The organism is Oceanobacillus senegalensis, from assembly GCF_900176885.1.
Lineage (GTDB): Bacteria > Bacillota > Bacilli > Bacillales > Amphibacillaceae > Oceanobacillus > Oceanobacillus senegalensis.
In genome coordinates this window covers 1,329,114-1,348,827 of record NZ_LT839648.1, presented here as the reverse complement: position 1 = coordinate 1,348,827, position 19,714 = coordinate 1,329,114, and the positions used below count along the sequence as shown (strand labels likewise).

Annotated in this window: 23 protein-coding genes; 1 reads left to right on the top strand and 22 read right to left on the bottom strand. The window is 34.2% G+C overall.

Features of this window, described 5'->3' with window-relative positions; genetic code table 11:
* Window positions 1-8: 8 nt before the first annotated feature.
* The 22 genes from CAO17_RS06480 to prsW all read right to left on the bottom strand — a co-directional run bounded on the left by CAO17_RS06480 (window position 9) and on the right by prsW (window position 18,572).
* Window positions 9-185 carry a hypothetical protein gene (locus tag CAO17_RS06480; RefSeq protein WP_342744224.1) on the bottom strand — a complete coding sequence of 59 codons (177 nt, stop codon included), beginning with the start codon at window positions 183-185 and terminating at the stop codon, window positions 9-11.
* Window positions 186-246: 61 nt separating this feature from the next.
* The gene (ndk, locus tag CAO17_RS06475; protein ID WP_085992032.1) at window positions 247-693 is read right to left on the bottom strand and encodes a nucleoside-diphosphate kinase; all 447 of its coding nucleotides are present in this window, start codon (window positions 691-693) and stop codon (window positions 247-249) included.
* 77 nt (window positions 694-770) lie between these two features.
* The gene (gene hepT, locus CAO17_RS06470) at window positions 771-1,742 is read right to left on the bottom strand and encodes a heptaprenyl diphosphate synthase component II (protein WP_085992031.1); all 972 of its coding nucleotides are present in this window, start codon (window positions 1,740-1,742) and stop codon (window positions 771-773) included.
* A gap of 62 nt (window positions 1,743-1,804) precedes the next feature.
* The gene (gene menG, locus CAO17_RS06465; protein ID WP_085992030.1) at window positions 1,805-2,515 is read right to left on the bottom strand and encodes a demethylmenaquinone methyltransferase; all 711 of its coding nucleotides are present in this window, start codon (window positions 2,513-2,515) and stop codon (window positions 1,805-1,807) included.
* A 3-nt stretch (window positions 2,516-2,518) separates the two neighbouring features.
* Window positions 2,519-3,295 carry a heptaprenyl diphosphate synthase component 1 gene (locus tag CAO17_RS06460; protein ID WP_218775535.1) on the bottom strand — a complete coding sequence of 259 codons (777 nt, stop codon included), beginning with the start codon at window positions 3,293-3,295 and terminating at the stop codon, window positions 2,519-2,521.
* 114 nt (window positions 3,296-3,409) lie between these two features.
* A complete protein-coding gene (mtrB, locus tag CAO17_RS06455) occupies window positions 3,410-3,634 on the bottom strand; it encodes a trp RNA-binding attenuation protein MtrB (protein WP_085992028.1) in 225 nt (74 codons plus the stop codon).
* A 200-nt stretch (window positions 3,635-3,834) separates the two neighbouring features.
* Complete coding sequence (locus CAO17_RS06450) at window positions 3,835-4,107, bottom strand: HU family DNA-binding protein (protein WP_085992027.1); 273 nt, start codon at window positions 4,105-4,107, stop codon at window positions 3,835-3,837.
* A 411-nt stretch (window positions 4,108-4,518) separates the two neighbouring features.
* Complete coding sequence (gene spoIVA / locus CAO17_RS06445) at window positions 4,519-5,997, bottom strand: stage IV sporulation protein A (protein ID WP_085992026.1); 1,479 nt, start codon at window positions 5,995-5,997, stop codon at window positions 4,519-4,521.
* Between the two features lie 200 nt (window positions 5,998-6,197).
* Window positions 6,198-6,929: a hypothetical protein gene (locus tag CAO17_RS06440; RefSeq protein WP_245831773.1), complete on the bottom strand. Its 732-nt coding sequence runs from the start codon at window positions 6,927-6,929 to the stop codon at window positions 6,198-6,200.
* Between the two features lie 42 nt (window positions 6,930-6,971).
* Window positions 6,972-7,169, bottom strand: coding sequence for a DUF2768 domain-containing protein (locus tag CAO17_RS06435; RefSeq protein WP_085992025.1), 198 nt, complete (start codon window positions 7,167-7,169; stop codon window positions 6,972-6,974).
* Window positions 7,170-7,646: 477 nt separating this feature from the next.
* Window positions 7,647-7,907: a stage VI sporulation protein F gene (locus CAO17_RS06430; protein WP_085992024.1), complete on the bottom strand. Its 261-nt coding sequence runs from the start codon at window positions 7,905-7,907 to the stop codon at window positions 7,647-7,649.
* Window positions 7,908-7,971: 64 nt separating this feature from the next.
* Window positions 7,972-9,009 (bottom strand): NAD(P)H-dependent glycerol-3-phosphate dehydrogenase, encoded by a 1,038-nt coding sequence (locus CAO17_RS06425; protein ID WP_085992023.1) that lies wholly within the window; start codon window positions 9,007-9,009, stop codon window positions 7,972-7,974.
* A 12-nt stretch (window positions 9,010-9,021) separates the two neighbouring features.
* Complete coding sequence (der, locus tag CAO17_RS06420) at window positions 9,022-10,332, bottom strand: ribosome biogenesis GTPase Der (RefSeq protein ID WP_085992022.1); 1,311 nt, start codon at window positions 10,330-10,332, stop codon at window positions 9,022-9,024.
* 94 nt (window positions 10,333-10,426) lie between these two features.
* Window positions 10,427-10,612, bottom strand: a complete 186-nt coding sequence (locus tag CAO17_RS06415; protein WP_085992021.1) for a capping complex subunit for YIEGIA — start codon at window positions 10,610-10,612, stop codon at window positions 10,427-10,429.
* A complete protein-coding gene (locus tag CAO17_RS06410) occupies window positions 10,609-11,505 on the bottom strand; it encodes a YIEGIA family protein (protein WP_085992020.1) in 897 nt (298 codons plus the stop codon). Before CAO17_RS06410 ends, CAO17_RS06415 begins: the two co-directional genes overlap by 4 nt.
* Window positions 11,502-12,104 carry a YphA family membrane protein gene (locus CAO17_RS06405; protein ID WP_085992019.1) on the bottom strand — a complete coding sequence of 201 codons (603 nt, stop codon included), beginning with the start codon at window positions 12,102-12,104 and terminating at the stop codon, window positions 11,502-11,504. The genes CAO17_RS06410 and CAO17_RS06405 overlap by 4 nt, the downstream gene beginning before the upstream one ends.
* Window positions 12,105-12,228: 124 nt before the next feature.
* Window positions 12,229-13,359, bottom strand: a complete 1,131-nt coding sequence (gene rpsA / locus CAO17_RS06400; RefSeq protein WP_085992018.1) for a 30S ribosomal protein S1 — start codon at window positions 13,357-13,359, stop codon at window positions 12,229-12,231.
* A gap of 73 nt (window positions 13,360-13,432) precedes the next feature.
* Window positions 13,433-14,035, bottom strand: a complete 603-nt coding sequence (locus CAO17_RS06395) for a lysophospholipid acyltransferase family protein (protein WP_085992017.1) — start codon at window positions 14,033-14,035, stop codon at window positions 13,433-13,435.
* 14 nt (window positions 14,036-14,049) lie between these two features.
* Complete coding sequence (cmk, locus tag CAO17_RS06390) at window positions 14,050-14,739, bottom strand: (d)CMP kinase (protein ID WP_085992016.1); 690 nt, start codon at window positions 14,737-14,739, stop codon at window positions 14,050-14,052.
* 697 nt (window positions 14,740-15,436) lie between these two features.
* Window positions 15,437-16,780 (bottom strand): germination protein YpeB, encoded by a 1,344-nt coding sequence (gene ypeB / locus CAO17_RS06385; RefSeq protein WP_085992015.1) that lies wholly within the window; start codon window positions 16,778-16,780, stop codon window positions 15,437-15,439.
* Between the two features lie 15 nt (window positions 16,781-16,795).
* Complete coding sequence (gene sleB, locus CAO17_RS06380; RefSeq protein WP_085992014.1) at window positions 16,796-17,713, bottom strand: spore cortex-lytic enzyme; 918 nt, start codon at window positions 17,711-17,713, stop codon at window positions 16,796-16,798.
* 211 nt (window positions 17,714-17,924) lie between these two features.
* Window positions 17,925-18,572, bottom strand: coding sequence for a glutamic-type intramembrane protease PrsW (gene prsW / locus CAO17_RS06375; protein WP_085992013.1), 648 nt, complete (start codon window positions 18,570-18,572; stop codon window positions 17,925-17,927).
* 88 nt (window positions 18,573-18,660) lie between these two features.
* Between prsW and CAO17_RS06370 the strand changes: the two genes are divergently transcribed.
* Window positions 18,661-19,629, top strand: a complete 969-nt coding sequence (locus CAO17_RS06370; RefSeq protein WP_179151896.1) for an asparaginase — start codon at window positions 18,661-18,663, stop codon at window positions 19,627-19,629.
* Window positions 19,630-19,714 lie beyond the last annotated feature (85 nt).

The window sequence follows — 19,714 nt, the reverse complement described above, 5'->3', positions numbered from 1 at the left end:
AAGTTTTTTTATGAGGCATTCTTATCATTCATTAGACTATCATAATAACTTTTAAAATCTGAGAAACCGCGTTTAGCTCTAAGAGTTGTGATTCTCCTCTTCATCTGATTTTCCTTATATTTGCTTAAATCTATCCCTAGTTTTTTATGTATTTGCTTTATAAACATACAATATTCGTCTACCAATTTTTTTCCTCTTTTCAAGTTTAAAAAACCTCCGTCAGATTAACGGAGGCTTGCTTTGAAACTAATAGACCCATTCACTATCTTGTTTTTGATATGATAGGATTTCCTCTTTTTCAAAAAATAAATTAATTTCGCGTTCTGCACTTTCGGGGGAATCAGATCCATGGATAACATTTTTTCCAACTGTAAGCCCAAAATCACCACGTACTGTTCCTGGTAAAGCTTCTTGTGGGTTTGTTTTTCCCATCATATTACGTGCTGTAGCGATTACATTCTCCCCTTCCCAAACCATTGCAAAAACAGGTCCAGAAGTGATAAAATCTACTAATTCACCAAAGAAAGGCTTTTCTTTATGTTCCCCGTAATGCGTTTCCGCTGTCTCTTTTGAGATTTGCATAAGCTTCGCTCCAGCAAGCTTAAATCCTTTTGACTCAAAGCGACTAACTATGTCTCCTACTAAATTTCTTTGTACCCCATCTGGTTTGACCATTAAAAATGTTTTCTCCATTATTACACCCCATTTTCAAATATGTATACTAGTCCGACCTTTAAATCGTAACAAATTAATTAGAAAATAACAATAGTTTAGGAACGTCTTTTCCCTATATATTTTGCAATATCCTCTAATGTTTTTCTTGCCCTAAGATTTGGAAGGTCTTTTAGGGTGTGTAGAGCCCTTTTCAAGTATAAATTACTTAATTGATAAGATTTTTGAATAGCACCTGTATCATGTAATACTTGAATGATATCTTTCATTTCATCTTGAGGATCTATTTCATCACTATTAAATGTTTCTTTCAACTTCAAAGAAAAATCGTCATCCTCCATAGCGAATAGTACTGGTAATGTTATATTTCCTTGTAGCAAATCATTTCCAGCTGGTTTTCCTAACTCTTTTTCAGATGAAGTGAAGTCTAAAATATCATCGATGATTTGATAGGACATTCCGATATTATAACCATACTGATATAATTTTTTGGATTCTTTTTCTGATAAACCAGCGATAACTCCACCGAGTTGGCAGCTGGTAGCAATAAGTAATGCGGTTTTTCTTTTTATTCTCCGCAAATAAGTTCGTAGATTTTGCTTCCAATTAAACTTATCTTTTATTTGTTCGATTTCACCGATACAAACCTCTACAATCGACTTTGATAATATACGATGTACGTTCGAATCTTTTAAAGATGAAATCTCCTCTAGGGCTCTTGCTAATATATAATCTCCAGTATACATGGCCACACGATTACCATATATTTTTTTTATCGTTGTTTTCCCTCTTCTTAGTTCTGCTTCGTCAATAACATCATCATGGACTAATGTTGCCATATGGATTAATTCTAATGAAACTGCAACTTTTTGCACCTTCTCCATATCAAATTCACCCAATTGACTTGATAGCAAAACAAATACAGGACGAATTCTTTTTCCTCCTGCATCTAATAAATCCGTAGAAGCGTTTCGCAAAATATAATGCTTAGCTTGTATCGTTTTATGTAATGATGCTTCAATAAAGTCTAAATCTTTTTTTAAATATCCATATGTTTTTGGAAGTCTCATGTGTTTCACCTTTATAGTCACTTAAAGTTACACATTCTTAACAAACTAGAACGTGTACATCGTTATATCTCTTTAATCCCCATATGCATTGCTGCTACTCCTCCTGTATAACTTTCTAGTTCTACATGTGAGAATCCAGCTTCTAAAAACATTTGATATAATCTGTTTTTATCAGGGAATTTTCTTGTTGATTCATTTAACCAAGCATATTCTTTATAACTTTTCGCAAACAGTCTACCAAATAACGGCATAATGAATCGGAAATAAAAGAAGTATAATTGCTTAAAACCAATTACAGTAGGCTGTGAAGTTTCTAAGCATACCACCTTCCCTCCAGGCTTTACAACTCGGTGCATTTCCTTTAAAACGGTCATGTAATCAGGAACATTTCGTAAACCAAATCCGATAGTTACATAGTCAAAAGAATTATCATCAAATGGTAAATCCATGGCATTTCCATGAATTAAATCTAAATTATCCATTTTTAAATTCTGTTTTTTTTGTTCAGCAACAGATAACATATTTTTACTGAAATCTAATCCTATTACTTCTCCACTCTCCCCAACAGATTCAGCCAATGAAATAGACCAATCACCTGTACCACAGCATACATCAAGTGCTTTAGTACCTTTCCCTACTTTCATCCGGTTCATAACATCCTGTCGCCATGATTTATGCATCTGAAAGGAAATAATGGAATTCATCGAATCATAGTTGTCATAAATTTTTTCAAATACATGATGAACTCGCTGTTCTTTTGATTGTTCTTGCATTTCCTATCCTTCTTCCACGATTGAGGTTTTTAAATTGAATTCTCTATTAAACTGATCATTAATAAAATTCTTCAATGATTGATGCTGATCTGAACATTCATTCAATAAATTTTTAATCTTATATGCTTTCTCTTCTATAAGCGTATCTGCTTTATTAATAAACGTAGAGGAACTACCAAAACAGTGACTCCATTTATTTAAAATCGTTGATTCAATTTTGTGCTTTGCATTCTGTTTTTCTTTCATCAACCTATTTACTATTAACCATTCACTTGCTAGAGAATTTAATGAAGTATCTTTCACATAATCTGCAACATAAAAAATAAGTTGTCCTTCTAAATGACCAATTAGTTCTATCAACTCTTCCAAGTTGATATCTTCTAGATGGTACAATTTCATTTTATTTTCATTTATTTCTTTAATAGCCGATGCTAATGTATGTATAAAATCATATTCATCTATTTCTGCAAGTAAAAAATAGTAGAGCCCACTATAATAATCTCCCGCTAGAACCCGTAATTGATTAGCAATTTTACTGTCAGTGCTAATCCCTTCAAATGTGATAGGAACCTGTTCATGTATATCTAAGGCAATTTGAACAAGCATTGTTGTTATTATATATTGCTCTTTTTTTGACTTTGATAAAGATGATTTATTTTCAATTAACACCTTTAGTACCATAAGCTTATTTTCATCAATAGTTGGCTTGCCAATAAATTTCTCTATGTAAGGTTGGTTTAATTTTTGTTCTATCTGCTCTTTTAAGTATCGAATATTCATGCTAGATGTATTCAAACAAATCACCTAAAGCCTTTCTCCAACTCTTTAACTGCTCTAGTTATTATAGCATATTTCTAACATGAACCAAATGTTTCTTTTAAATTATATTTCATTTTATAATGTCTTCATTTCACCATGACTAGTTTGTATAAGAGCATCTCCTCGAACTTTCACTGCTGATGTATGTTCTGTAAACTGAGCAATCATTACTTCACCTTTATCTAGTTTCTCCGAATGATGAAATCTGGTATCTGTCCCTCTTGTTAATCCAATAACATTGACTCCATCCTCTAGAGCCTTAATGACAAAGAAATCAGGATTATATGTTTTTTCACTCATTTTAACACCGCCTTTAAAATTTTTACTCTTACACTCTAACTATAACATCTATGATATCTTTTAGTTAGGTCCTATTCGTTTTCATTATACTAGGTTTGCAATTTTTACTTGTCCAACTACTACATGATAATATTTGTGCTTCTAAGATGTTAAAAGAAAAAGGGTACGTTATGAAACGTACCCTTTGCCCTATGTATTTATTATTTTACTACATCTTTAAGGGCTTTACCTGGTTTGAATGCTGGAACCTTACTTGCAGGAATTTCGATTTCTTCACCAGTTTGTGGATTACGACCTTTACGTGCTGAACGTTCACGTACCTCAAAGTTACCAAAGCCAATTAGTTGTACTTTTTCTCCGTTTTTAAGTGAATCCATGACAGATTCAAAAACTGCATCTACAGCTTTTGTTGCATCCTTTTTAGAAAGCTCGCTTTTTTCAGCTACTGCATTTATTAAGTCTGTTTTATTCATGACATTCACCTCCTCCCGATTCGTGCTATAGAAATCAGAACAAAATAACTAATCTAACATCATTTGTTCACTATTTTGCCTGTTTTTATACGTTTTGTCACCGAAAATGATTCGATGACAAGGCTTATAATAACTGAGATTGCGCTAAAATTCAACAATAAGTATCCAATTCTTGCATATTTATTACCAAAAAATCTCTAATCTAATGGAAAAAGATTGTATTACATTTAATATTTTCCTGTCTATTTCTAATTACAGCTGTTATAAACCTTTCATTATATATTTACGACGTATTCGATTGAATTCCTTCTTTGTTTCTTGATATTTTAACCATTATAAACCATTATATAGGAAACAAAAGAAGATGATCCACAAAATAGACAAAACAAAAAAGCAGCCTATAATAAGCTGCTATAAAATGATGGCTATTAAACTACCTGTGCCTTCGTTAATAATTCTTTCTAATGTATCTTTAAGTTTATACCTAGCATTTTCTGGCATTAACGAGATTTTTCCTTGAATTCCTTCTCTAACGATGGAGCTTAATGATCTTCCAAAGATATCAGATTCCCAAATAGATAATGGATCTTCTTCAAAGTCTTGCATTAAATATCTAACTAGCTCTTCACTTTGCTTTTCTGTACCAATTATTGGTGCAAATTCAGATTCTACTTCAACTTTAATCATATGAATAGATGGAGCTACAGCTTTTAATCGAACCCCAAAACGAGGTCCTTGTCTAATAATCTCTGGTTCATCCAATACCATATCTTCTAAACTTGGGGCAGCAATTCCATATCCTGTTTGTTTTACCATCTGTAAGGCACCTGCTACTTGATCATATTCTCTTTTCGCATGGGCGAAATCCTGCATTAGTTCAAGAAGATGGTCCTTTCCTCTAATCTCTTCACCAACAATTTCTTTTAAGACCTCATCATACAGATAATCAGGAGCATGTAGATCAATCTCAGCTACACCATCTCCCATCTCCATACCAGCGAGGTTTGCCTTTTCAATATAATCATATTCATCAAAATTACCGACGATTTGATCAACATCTCGTAATCGCTTGATATCCTTTACAGTTGTTTGAATTGCTTCTTGATAATTTTCTCTTAACCAGTGGTTATCTTTTAGCACCATGACCCAGCTTGGTAGGTTTACATTTACTTCTAATACTGGGAATTCATATAAGGCTTCACGTAAAACGCTATTTACATCATGCTCAGACATGGACTCAATATTAATAGCAAGAACCGGTATATCATATTCCTCTGATAATTGAGTACGAAGAAGCTCTGTTTCCTGACTTGATGGTCTTGTGGAATTGATAACCATAATAAATGGTTTACCAACTTCTTTGAGTTCTTCTACAACCTTCGCTTCTGCCTCCATATAATCAGTTCGAGGAATTTCACCGATTGTACCATCAGTAGTAACAACCACGCCTATTGTGGAATGCTCTTGAATAACCTTTCTCGTACCTATTTCGGCTGCATCGTGAAAAGGGATAGGATCTTCATACCAAGGTGTATTAATCATTCTTGGTCCATTTTCATCTTCAAATCCTTTTGCCCCCTCAACTGCATATCCCACACAATCTACTAGTCTAACATTGACATCCAAACCTTCTTCGACATTAACAGAAACAGCTTGGTTCGGAATGAATTTTGGTTCAGTAGTCATGATTGTTTTTCCTGCTGCACTTTGCGGAAGTTCATCCTGTGCTCTTTCTCTCTCCCCATCATCTTCAATATTTGGTAATACAACTAATTCCATAAACTTCTTTATGAATGTTGATTTACCACTGCGAACTGCCCCGACAATACCTAAATAAATATCCCCGTTCGTCCGCTTGGAAATATCTTTAAAAATATCAATTTTCTCCAAAAGATCCCCTCCCGATCTTGAATACTAACTTTAATAAACTACGAATAATTGACATTACAAGTCTATGATGTTGTCCTATCAAAATATGACTTAAAAATCATTGCAAAAGTAAAATTGGAATCCAAGATAGAAAATAATGAATGATAAATAAAATAAATCCCTTGCAACAATATATGTCACAAGGGAGGGATTATGAATATTTAATTTTCTTCTGATAAAAATATGGGTTCTCCATCCTGAATAGTGTATGGCAGGGAATACGCAGGTAAAAATGGGGTATTTTCAGCTAGTAAATAGCGAATATCATCCCCTTCCTTGTATTCGTGTTGATACATTTGTAACGCTTGATTTAAATCAATGCGATAATCAATGTATAGTTTTCCATCCTCATCCATTATGATAGGAAGCATTTCCTGTGAATAAGGGCTTTCTATAGTAGGCATAGAGTCTAAGCCTATTTTTTCGTAATCAATAGTATAGACATCTTTTGCAACCTTTTCACCAAATGGAGGGTATAGGTGCTCATTCCGATAAGTGTTCACCCTTAAATTCACGCTACGAATAGCTTCGGCGAGCTGTAAATCAATTAGTTTTACTCTAGGATTATCCTCCGGAGTTATAAGCGCATATTGATAAATCCCACCATTTTCAAAGGCATTTCCTGGAATTTCCGATAAAAAACCACGTTCTTTCAACAGGACGAAATCAATTAGATACTTCCGAAAAATTGGTGTTTCATTTTCTTTTGTTTTTACTGGAACTAATCCATTTGTAACTTCTCGGTACTGATCCACTGCAGATTGGACTCGTTCTATTTGCTCCTCATAGGAAGCTTGATTTTTAGCGAGCTCATTATCCGGGTATAAACATCCACTTAGAACAGTCATACACATGACTAAGATGAAGAGAAAAAAATATGTATGCTTTTTCAAGTTAAGCCTTCCTTTCTTTGAACGACCTCTTATATGATTTGCTTATCTAGTCGGACCACTAAATACTATGTAAAGAATGATAAAACCACCCAAAATTAAACAAATGTATGCTAATAATGAAACGATCCTTGCAATCCAGCCCTTTAGCTTGTGCCTACCAAGGTATATTAATCCCATTGCTAAAAATAAGAAAATCATTCCAGCAAAGGATATATACATCTTAAGCATGGAAATCGACATATTTTTCACCCCTGTTTTTTTCTATGCAAATCGTATTATAACACAGCAAGTCCTATTCCACGTATTAAAATGTATGTTAACAACTTATTACCTTGGAGGTTTTCTAATAGTTTCGCATAAAATTTATATAATGTTCATTAATTTAATACGATATGACATTTGGTACGTGATTACTGTTAAGCATCCGTTTTTCCGCTACGAAGGATGACCGTGCTCACGGATAAGGCTACAGTTCGTAATGGAAATCAACACCCAGAAGTTTAATGAATGAACGTATTCTTTTCATTGCAACGAAAAAACTAATTATACAAAAAGAGGGTCTCATCCAAAAAAACAATAAAAAACCGAGATGAAAGGGGCTAGCTCCATCTCGGATTTGACTAAATAAATTTCCATGCAGGCTCTATCTTTGAATGCTTGTGCGATTTATTTTATGCGTGTATAAGACTTAATGTATCCTCACTTGCCCATGAATCGCTATTTTTTAAATAAATTATTTAAAGATTGTGGATCTGTTGGGATTTTATTATTAACGATTGATTGAACAATACGGTTTTCTTTCTCTTTTGATAAAGGCTTATTAGCCATTTTCGCTAGATGACGAACCAAATTACGCACAGTACGCTCATCCGAAAAATCCGCATTCTTCACAGATTCCGCTACTTTGAAAACTTCTTCAGGGTTAATATTGGCATTTTGTTGTATTTTATCAAATAGTCCTTTTTGAAAATTATTCACACTCTTTCCTCCTTGCATAGCAATGTTGATTCAACATAGTATATGCAAGAAGTATACTTTAGTGTTATTCTGTATAGCGCTTATAAAGTAATTGAGAAATATCATCCATTTCTTCTCGTTTTGAACGACTCATTAGCTGCTCAACAATATCTTTGGGGTCTTTTCCTTCAAATAAAATTTGATATATCCCCATTGTAATAGGCATTTCAACTGATTGCTCCTTAGCAAACTGGTAGGCTGCTTTTACAGTCCGAACCCCTTCTACAACCATACCCATTTGCCCTAATACTTCATCTAAAGGATGGCCCTTACCTAATAAATTACCTGCCCGCCAATTTCTACTATGGACACTAGTACATGTTACGATTAAATCACCGACACCTGATAATCCTAAAAAGCTTAGAGGGTCAGCACCTAACTTAGTTCCAAGTCTTGCTATTTCAGCTAATCCTCTTGTAATTAATGCAGCCTTAGCATTATCACCATATCCCAGGCCATCGGAAATTCCTGCACCCAATGCTATAATATTCTTTAAAGCACCACCAAGCTCAATTCCTAGAATATCGGTTGATGTATATACACGAAAGGATTCATTAATAAATAAATCCTGGGCAATTTTCGCATTATCTACATTTAAAGACGCAACTGTAACCGTAGTCGGATGCCTCAATGCTACTTCTTCTGCATGGCTAGGTCCAGATAAAACCACAATATCATTATAATGATAATTGCTTAGTTCTTCATCAATCATTTGTGAGACTCTTTTTAACGAACCAGGCTCGATTCCTTTTGAGGCATGTATTAAAGTAATGGATGAATCCATATGATGATTTAATTTTTGACAAACTTCACGAACGGCTTTTGTCGGAACAACCAGTACAACAGCTTTTACATCACGTATTGCTTCTTCAAGATTATAATAGGCCTGAATCCTTTCGGGAAGCTCTACGTCAAGGTACTTCTTATTCATAAGGGAATGGTTAATCTCTTCTGCGTGTTCCTTTTTATGAGTCCATAAATGAACGTCATTCCCATTATCTGCAAGTACAATGCTTAATGCAGTTCCCCAGCTTCCGGCACCTAATACCGCTACTCTATCCATGTTTCTCCTCCTCTACCCACGTCTACGTGCAAATATTTTAATTGGAGTCCCTTCAAAGCCAAATGCGTCCCTTATTTTATTTTCTAAAAAGCGTTTATATGAAAAATGCATTAATTCTGGATCATTAACAAAGACAACAAAGCTTGGTGGATTCACGGCTACTTGAGTCGTATACAATACTTTTAATCTTTTCCCTTTTACAGTCGGGGTTGGATTCATTGCCAATGCATCCATAATTACATCGTTTAAGACATTCGTTGGTACACGTTTCGAATGATTTTCACTAGCTGTTTGAATAACAGGTATTAATGTATGCAGTCTCTTCTTCGTTTTAGCAGATAAGAAAACAATTGGAGCATAATCAAGAAATTGAAAATGAGCTCTGATTTTCGTTTCAAATTCTTTCATCGCCTTTTCATTTGAATCCACAGTATCCCATTTGTTTACGACTATTACAATCGCTCTTCCTGCTTCATGAGCATATCCTGCAATTTTCTTATCTTGTTCTCTAATTCCTGTTTCAGCATCGAGTAAAACTAGAACTACGTCGGAGCGTTCTATTGCTTTTAGGGCACGAAGTACACTGTATTTTTCTGTTGATTCGTAAACTTTTCCTCGTTTACGCATACCAGCTGTATCCGTTATGACAAAATCTTGTCCATCTTTATGCAAATGCGTATCAATGGCATCTCTTGTGGTACCCTCCATATCACTGACGATAACACGCTCTTCATTTAGAATCGCATTCACCAACGAGGATTTCCCTACATTTGGCCTGCCAATTAAGCTAAAATATATGGTATCTTTGTCTTTTTCTTCATTATTTTTTTCTGGAAAATAGCTAACAACTTCATCTAATAAATCCCCTAATCCTAAACCATGAGATCCTGAAATAGGAAATGGTTCTCCAAATCCTAATGAATAATATTCATAAATGGTTTCCCGCATTTCGGGATTATCTATTTTATTAACTCCTAGAACAATTGGTTTATTAGACTTATAAAGAAGCTTTGCCACCTCATCGTCTGCGGCGGTAATCCCTTCCTTCCCATTTACTAAGAAGATAATAACATCTGCTTCATCAATAGCTATCTCCGCCTGTTCACGCATTTGAACAAGCAAAGGTTCATCACCTATTTCAATCCCACCTGTATCAATCAGATTAAATTTGTGATTAAGCCATTCTGCCTCTGAATATATCCGGTCCCTAGTTACACCAGGTATATCCTCAACAATAGAAATTCTCTCTCCAACCAATCTATTAAATATTGTTGATTTTCCTACATTAGGTCTTCCTACAATTGCTACTACTGATTTCCTCATAAAAAGAGTTTCCTTTCTCTTTCGCATACTTTAACTTAATATATTCTAGCAAAAGAAGAAAATATTAACAATGAATATAGGGTATTGTTAATATTTAATGCTTTACAATAATGAACAATTCTTCACTTAATGCATGGGCAATTCCGTCAGTGATTGCCTCTAAATTTGCTGCCACTGACTCTAACTCCTCTTTTGTTTCGCAGATAAAAATAGGTGCACCACCATCTACTTTAGATTGGTTCAGTGTAATTACGGCTAATATCGCCTTTTCAATTTTCACTTGTTGTGCACCTCCTTGTTATGCTTTGTTGATTCAGAAGGCATTCTAATCGCACTCTCCAGTACTGGCACAGCACCTAATATTTCTTTCGCTTTATTAACGTCTCTTACTTGAGGTAATATGAAAACACCTAATCGACCATCATCTAAATCTCGCTTAATTAAGGGGGTTAATGCTGGTGTACCTGAATCTCGAAATACCCCTAAAGCAACGGATAAATCATGTAATATTGCTTGTCTTTGGCCTAAATTGGCGATTGTAGTGATTGTATTCATATCTTTAGGGGTTAAAACAAACCCCATTCCATATTTACGAATTTCCTCTTGTCTTTCAGGCAGTCCTATATTCATGATGTAAATATTATCGACATATAAACCTGCGCCATCAAAATGGACTTCTTGATTTTCAATTTCCACTATATCCTTCAATGTAGAGCCACTCATCAACCTCTTAGATAAAATAAAAGAAATAATTCCCGCTATTACAGCAAAAATAAAATTACTAAGTATGTATACAAGTGTTACAATAAAAGCCGTTACAATTACTAAATAGTTTCTACTTTCAAAGGACAAAGCAATCCCTTCAATATACGTCTTTCCTCGTGAAACAAGTTCAAAGCCATCCACTTCCTTTAAGGTATTTCGTTCCATGTTTCGAACCTCTCTAAATTGAGTAGCTGCAACTGTGAGTATGGTTACTGCCGTATACTGTTCCTCCATTATTGCTGGAACAATCAAGGCTCCCAAAGATGCAGCAATAAATCCTAGGGAAACATGAATGGTCTTACCATGTAAATAGGTTGGATACTGCCTGTAATCAGTTCTGAGCATCAATATTCGAGAAATGGTACCAATAGCTACTCCAAAAATAATTGGATAAATATATTCATTCATTTTGCCACCTCAAATTTTGTTTGTAATTTTGCTACGTATCTAGACAGCTTCGTTTTCCCTTTATATAGTATGTCTATAATCGTCAATAATAAAAGTGTGCTAAGCAATGTATCTAAAAACTGCATTTCTCCAATTTCTTCTTGGAACCCATAACTATACAAGATAAGACTATAAATTATCTCACCACTTAAAAAACCAAATAAACAGATACTAATCCGGCTATGAAAGTAACTAGAAAGTATACTTACTAAACATCCAATAATAACTGCAATTAATAAAGTTCTAGGTATAATTAGCCAAATAGGAGAAATTTTCTCCCATAATAATAAAGCTGTATAACCGATGGTGACTGTAAAGGAAGCAAATAAATAGTATGGTATACGAGGCTGCTTCGCGATAAGTACCATTGTTCCTAATAAAAGAATAATAACAGTAAGGTGAACGAAATACTGACCAATTACTACATAAAAAGGAGAAACAATAATGGACAGCAGTATCCAATAAGCTAAATAAGTGCGTAATTTTCCTCTATTCATAAAAAAGGTAACAAGAATCCAAAATATCCAACTAAACCAAAAAAATAACATACCCTCCTCCAAAACATACGCCTCCTGTCTATTAAGCATTATGACAGGATTTTATTTAATCTATACAATGTTGTGTTTGTCATTAAAAAATATATAAAAAAAGGGGCCTTTCCCATACAAGAAAGACCCTCTAATATTATTTATACTTGTCTAATTTATCACCAATTAAATCACCTAAATGGAATCCTGATTGATCTTCATCCTTCTCATATTGCTTGATTTCTTTTACTTCTTGTTCTTGTTCAAGCTCCTTAATGCTTAGTGAAATACGTTCCTCATTCTCATTGACATCTAGTACTTTTACTTTAACTGTTTGCCCTACTTCTAATACTTCTTGAGGTGTACCGATATGGCGATTTGCAATTTGGGAAATATGTACCAGTCCCTCAACACCTGGTAATACCTCTACGAATGCGCCAAAGTTAACTAAACGTTTCACCGTACCATCTAATATGTCACCGCTAGAAATGCGCTCATCTATATTTGTCCATGGTCCTGGTAATGTATTTTTGTGAGATAATGAAATACGTTCACTATCACGATCAACAGATAATACTTCTACTTTAATTTTATCACCTTCTGATACAACATCAGAAGCTTTTTCAACATGTTCATGAGATAATTGTGAGATATGAACTAATCCATCTATACCGCCAATATCAACAAATGCTCCAAAATTGGTTAGTCGTTGAACCGTCCCTTCTAATACCTGTCCAGGCTCAATAGATTGAAGTACTTCATTTTTCTTTTCGTTTAATTCTTCCTCAATGACAGCACGGTGGGATAAAATAATACGATTTTGCTCTTTGTCCAAGTCAGCAATTTTAACTGTTAATGTTTTCCCTTTGTAATCGGAGAAATCCTCAACATAGTATGTTTCTACTAGGGAAGCCGGAATAAAACCACGTAATCCTACATCAACAACAAGCCCACCTTTTACAACTTCTTTAACCACTGTTTCAAATACTTCGTTATTATTATATTTCTCTTCTAATTCATCCCAAGCTTTTTCTGCGTCAATTGCTCTTTTCGATAGAATCACTTCATCGTCTTCCACTTTTTTTACTTTTAGTGTTAATACGTCCCCTTCATTCACTACATCTTTCGTTGATTCAACATGTAAATTAGATAGCTCACTTATTGGCAGAATTCCTTCTGTTTTATACCCAACATCGACCAATACTTGCTTTTCTTCTAATTTTACAACAGTACCTGTAACTGTATCATCAACCTTTAATTCTTTTAGTTCTTTACTCTCTTCACTCATATCCATAGCCTCCTAAGTTACAATGACAAATAAATAAAAAACCTATTCTTTTTATAACTTCTAATAATTACAATTATTTGTCAAGTAAAGTTGTTTGATTCTGATAATTTTCCTTCAATTTTTTAATTTCATCCATAATTAAATCAGCTACTTCTTGTGCAGAAGCTTTTTTTGAACGATATTCCTGAATGTTAATGGGCTTACCGTATATAACTGTAAGACGTTGAAATTTCTTGTAGGGTCCCACGATAGCGCATGGGACTATATCTGCCTTTGAACGAAGCGCAAAAAAACCTGCGCCCGCTAAGGCGTTACCTATTTCTCCTGTTTTACTTCTTGTCCCCTCAGGGAATAGTCCTAATGTATTTCCTTCTTTTAAAATTTGAAGTCCCATCCTCAGAGCATTACGATCGGCTAGACCACGTTTTACTGGGAAGGCATGAATTCCTTTTAATAATCTTCCCAAAAAAGGTTTCTCAAATAATTCCCCTTTAGCCATAAAGTAAATATCTCTTGGGGAAGTAATACCAACAACTGGTGGATCAAAATTTGAAATATGATTAGAACAAATAAGAACTGGCCCATTTTTAGGGATGTTATCTTTACCAATTACCTTAATACGGTACAATGGGAATAAAATCACAGACACAAGCGACTTTGCAACTTTATAAAGCATCTTCTAACTCCTCTTTATTCAGCATTATGCTTTATGTAATTTGTAACAGCATGTAATATTTGTTGCACAACCTCATCAATAGATAAAGAAGTGGTATTTACTTCAATTGCATCCTCTGCCTTAATTAATGGAGATACTTCTCTTTTTGAATCAATATCATCCCTTTTCTTTATTTCTTCCTTTAAAACACCTAAATCAGAGTGAATACCTCTAGACATGTTTTCCTCATATCTTCTCTTTGCACGTTCCTCAACACTAGCTATTAAAAATATTTTAACTTCAGCATCTGGGAGTACATGCGTTCCGATATCTCTTCCATCCATAACAACACCAAGGCTTTTGGCTAGCTCCTGTTGACGTTTAACCATTTCTTTTCGGACACTTGGTAGTTTAGCTATATAAGAAACATTATTGGTAACTAATTGTGTACGAATTTCATCTGTAACATCAACACCATCTAATCGTACAATTTGCTTTTTATTCTCTTGACTAAGTTCGATTTTAGTATGTAATAATAATTCATATATTTTCTTTTCATCATTTAATTCTACCGCTTGATTCAATGCCTTTAAAGTTAGTGCACGGTACATGGCACCTGTATCGATGTAAATATATGAAAGCTTTTCCGCAACGATTTTCGCAACGGTACTTTTCCCGGCAGCTGCGGGACCATCAATAGCAATGGCTATTTTCTTATCTTTCATGTATGCTCTTCATTCCTCTCATCAAAACAAATCATAGTTATAAAAATTATAATAGAATATGCTATTTATACCTTAACATATCTAATTTAAATAATAACATACATAGAATTTAAAGGTCTAATGTATTAAGCCTATTGCAGTTCTTGCTGACTTTACGTTGTTTAATAATGCAGAAACGTCTTATACTTTACTTATCTTTATCCGTTATATCTGTAAACTTTAAGGAAGCTGTTTGAATATTATTTTAAGCGATTTAAGAAAAACAATCTCAGAATTTGCTTTTACATGATGGTATAAAGTGGAATTAATAGGTAAAACCATAATCCCCAATAGTTAACCCTTCAAACGATGGAACAATTACAGGTAGTCCACCACCGCTAATATTATGAATAACCGTTGTAAATGGTTTAAACTCTTGAATTAAACTGTGGATAGCAATATCAATAGATCCATCAATTCTTACAAACTCCCTCCGTTGTATTCACGACATCTTATCTTTTTCCAGATATAGTATCACTAACACAGGTCTATTATATTATATTTTATAAATTTAGCACTTGCACTACGATTATTTTTTAAAGGTTCGTTTTTTACAAGTAAACCAGCAAAAATTACTGTGTCAATTTCACCGAATTATTTGAACAACTTCTATTATTACAGAAATATAGAGAAAGGGAAAGGGTCTTAAACCCTTTCCCTAATTAATAGCATAATTAACTTCACTTCCACCTAATTTATCGATTTTCTCTTCTTTACCATCCATTGCATTAATGAATATTCGATACGTATCATCACCATAAACTCCTAAAAATTCATAAGTTAATACTTCTTCTCCTAAATCGTTATCAATAATAGATAAAAATTCTTCTTTAATATCAACTTTTGAATTCACAACTTCTTTTGCTTCTGATGCAGATAATTTTGGTTCAGGTATATCTCTTTCCTTATGATTCATTAAATAGTTACGTGCTGTTATACCCAATATTTCGCCATTATCTAGTGCTACTTTTACCTCTAGTGCATCGGAGTATACACGAACACCGTCTTCACTATGAAGGAAAGAGTAGGCTCCTGTTTTACCGTATTCACTACTTTGGAATAACACCATATCCTCATACCCTAATTTTTCAATATATTGCTTTGCTTTTTCCATGCCTTCATTTAAACTAATCTGCTTTTCCCCGATAGGCCTATTTACCAACAGAGAAATAGGGTGTCCACCCTGTTTGGATAAATCCATATACGCATGAAAATCTCCATCCGTATAAGATGCACTATACATTGGTAAGTCGGCCCCATCACCACTCTCTGTTATTTTAATATTGGAACCGTCTTCTAAGTTAAATAGTTTCTGACTAATTTTTCTTGCTTCAGACTCAGATATTTCTTTTTTATCACTTAAGAATAGATACTTATGTTCCTTTGAAGAGGTTCCTATAATAGGGGAGTCAACATTTGACTCTGAAAATCCTTCAACCGATTTTTCAACTGTTTTTAATCCATCAATTATTGTATTATCAACTTGTTGATCTTCATCTGCGAGTGCTAATTGCACATCCATCCAACGTAAGTTATTTTCTAGTGCAAGGTGTTGAACTTTCCTTAATTCATGTTCAATTTCTGCAGATTGTTCATATAAGTTTTGTAATGTTTCGGTCTCCTCTTTGCTTAATGGTTCATCATCTAGATTCCTTACTGCTGTGCGGTACGTAAAGTCACCTATTTGAGAAAGAAATTCTTCCGTTTTATTAAATGGTAATAACCCCAAAGGTAGCTGACCAACATTGGAAGATGCTTCTGAAGTTAAGCGCCAAATTTCCACCATTTGTGGTGATAAGCTTTTATCTGAGTTCATTGCTAAAGCTGTACCTATCTCATCATGTAATAAATCCATATGGTAGGCAAGTTCATGGAAAGCACCTTGATACGTATTTTCAGCTTGTATAAGGATTGCATTTTTTTCTTGATGTTCCTGATAGCCCCAAAAGGCTGTTCCAGCAATTCCAAGGCTAAGAGCTGCTATTATTATCCACCTAACCATTTCTAATTCACCTTCCTATTTACAGAATATATGTTTACCAATACGCTTAATTTGTGGTCTTGACCATATCCAACTAGATGTAGCTGTGTCTGGATTGAAATAATAGATTGCGTTACCAGTAGGATCCCAACCATTGATAGCATCTAATACAGCTTGCTTTGCTTTTTCATTTGGTGTAAGCCAAATTTGGCCATCTGCAACCGCAGTAAAAGCCCTTGGCTCAAAAATAACCCCTGAAACCGTATTAGGAAATGATGGACTTTCTACCCTATTAAGGATCACTGCTGCAACGGCAACCTGACCTTCATACGGCTCCCCTCTAGCCTCACCATATACGGCATTAGCCATTAATTGAATGTCATTTTGTGAAAAACCTTGTGGAACATTTACTGCTGTAGCGCTTGGTCCTTCTGCTTCAGCATCTCCTTCTGTTTCACCATTTTGTTGCTGAGCCTGCCCGTTGTCCTGTTGTTCTTTATCAGCTTCTTGTTTTTGAGCTTGTCCTTTATTCCCACTAGGCTGTTTTTTTGGTTGTGGTGCTGATTGCTTTTTCTTATCTACCCCACCATAATGAGTAAATTTATTGCCTTTAGAAATTTGCTCCTTTACAAACCCCTTATCATATTTTGTCACTTCCACTAATTTATCTTTCGTTTTTTGACCAGCTAAACCATCTATATCTATTCCGAATTCATATTGGAAATTACGTAGTGCCCAATATGTTCCCCAACCAAAAACCCCATCAATCTCTCCATTATAGAATCCGATATATTGCAATCTAGCCTGCAATTCAATTACATCTTCACCAGTTGCACCCTGTTGAATAACCTGATTACTGAATGCATGAACCTCGTGTGTTGGATGACTAGTTTCTAAAACAATGAACATAGAACAAAAAATTATAAACATCAAATATGTTCGCTTAAAGATCATCATTTTTCCTCCTGATACTCTTAGTATTGTGATATCTATTTTTTGATTAAATATCCTTTTTATGCATACATACAATGAATAAGCCTCTATTTTTAAAGTGGAGGTATTACTAACCCTTAACCAGCGATAAAATTACTTCAAATATTTCCTCATAACAAAACCCTCTGTATGGAATTCCATACAGAGGGTTTTAAAAAAATTTAATTTTATATTAAATTCTGGAGGAATGTTTAGCTGCTTTCATCCTATGTAAAGCAAAATACCATAGAAAAATCATAAACGGGAACAAGTAGTATATCCAATTATTGGCCACTATTGCTAGTATATAATTATATAATCCGTGCAGTAAAAATGGAATGAGTAATGCAAATAAACGATTACTATTTGTATGATGACTTGTCATTTTTGCTCTGCCAAAATAATATCCCATAATCACTCCGAACAGAGCATGAGATGAAACAGGAAAAAAGGCTCGAAGAAAAGCGTATTCTAATCCATTTGTTAATAAATAAAGTATATTTTCTAAAGATGCGAAGCCTAAGCTAATAGACACCGCATATACAATTCCATCGTAATGGTCATCAAACTCGGAATGATGGTAAATGGAAAACATAAAAATAAACCACTTAATAAATTCTTCTAGTAATGCAACAAAAATGAATGCTTCTATAAACCGATTAACCGTTATCTCTTCACTCGCTAATGCATATTGGATAAACATTATTGGAAAAACTAATAACGCACCTAAAATAAAGCTCCTTATAATTAAGGAAAGGGGCTCTGTTACACGATCTTTCAAATATATATAAGACATAAGTGCAAAAGCTGGCGCTAACCCTGCAGATAATACAGCAATCATAATTATTTACCTCTTTCCCATACAATATTATAATCGTATCATGGGGTAGAAATATTGAAAATACATTTAATGATAGTGAGGGATGATTTTGAAAAAAATCTTAATTATACATACTGGTGGAACCATATCCATGCTTGAAAATAAAGAAACAGGAGAAATAAGACCTGTTAAGGAACACCCATTATCAAATATTTCAAAGCATTTCACTGATAGTTTAATCATCGATGAACAAGTATTATTCGATTTACCTTCCCCGCAAATCACACCTCAACATATGTTGAAATTGGCTAATGAAATCGAAAAATTAATTCCTAGCTATGATGGATTTATAGTAACACACGGAACGGATACATTAGAAGAAACGGCCTATTTCCTTGACCTAGTTCTAAAAACGAATAAACCTGTCATTCTAACCGGTGCTATGAGATCTTCGAATGAAATTGGGTCTGACGCGTTGCATAATTTACTCTCTTCCATAAGAGTAGCATCAGAGGGTGAGGCAAGAGAAAAAGGAGTACTTGTTGTCATGAATGATGAAATTCATTTGGCAGAAAATGTTACAAAAACTTCAACGAGTAATGTTGCTACATTTCAAAGTCCACAATTTGGGCCAATTGGTATACTTACAAAAGAAAAAATTATTTTTCATCGGACGCGCTTATCCCATACAACTTTTAAAATAAATAACATGTCCAATGACGATGTGATACTTTTAAAAGCCTATAGTGGCATGAATGAACAATTATTTAAAGCCGTTCATAAATCAAACCCACGTGGAATCGTCATAGAGGCACTTGGCCAAGGAAATTTACCTAAAGATACAGTGCAAGCATTAAAAGAAATAATTCAAGACAGAATACCTGTTGTTCTAGTATCCAGGTGCTTTAAAGGAAATGTCCAGCCAGCCTATGGATATGACGGAGGTGGAAAACAGCTAAATGAGCTAGGTATTATATTTGCGGATGGACTTACTGGACCCAAGGCTAGAATTAAATTAATCATAGCATTAGAAATGTCAAAAGATGTAGAATTAATCAAAAAAATGTTTATAACATAATAATATTGTCGCTTAGTTACTAAATCCATATGCTGCGCAGTAACTCAGCTTAATGTTGGCACATGTTGAATTCCGCTACGGATAG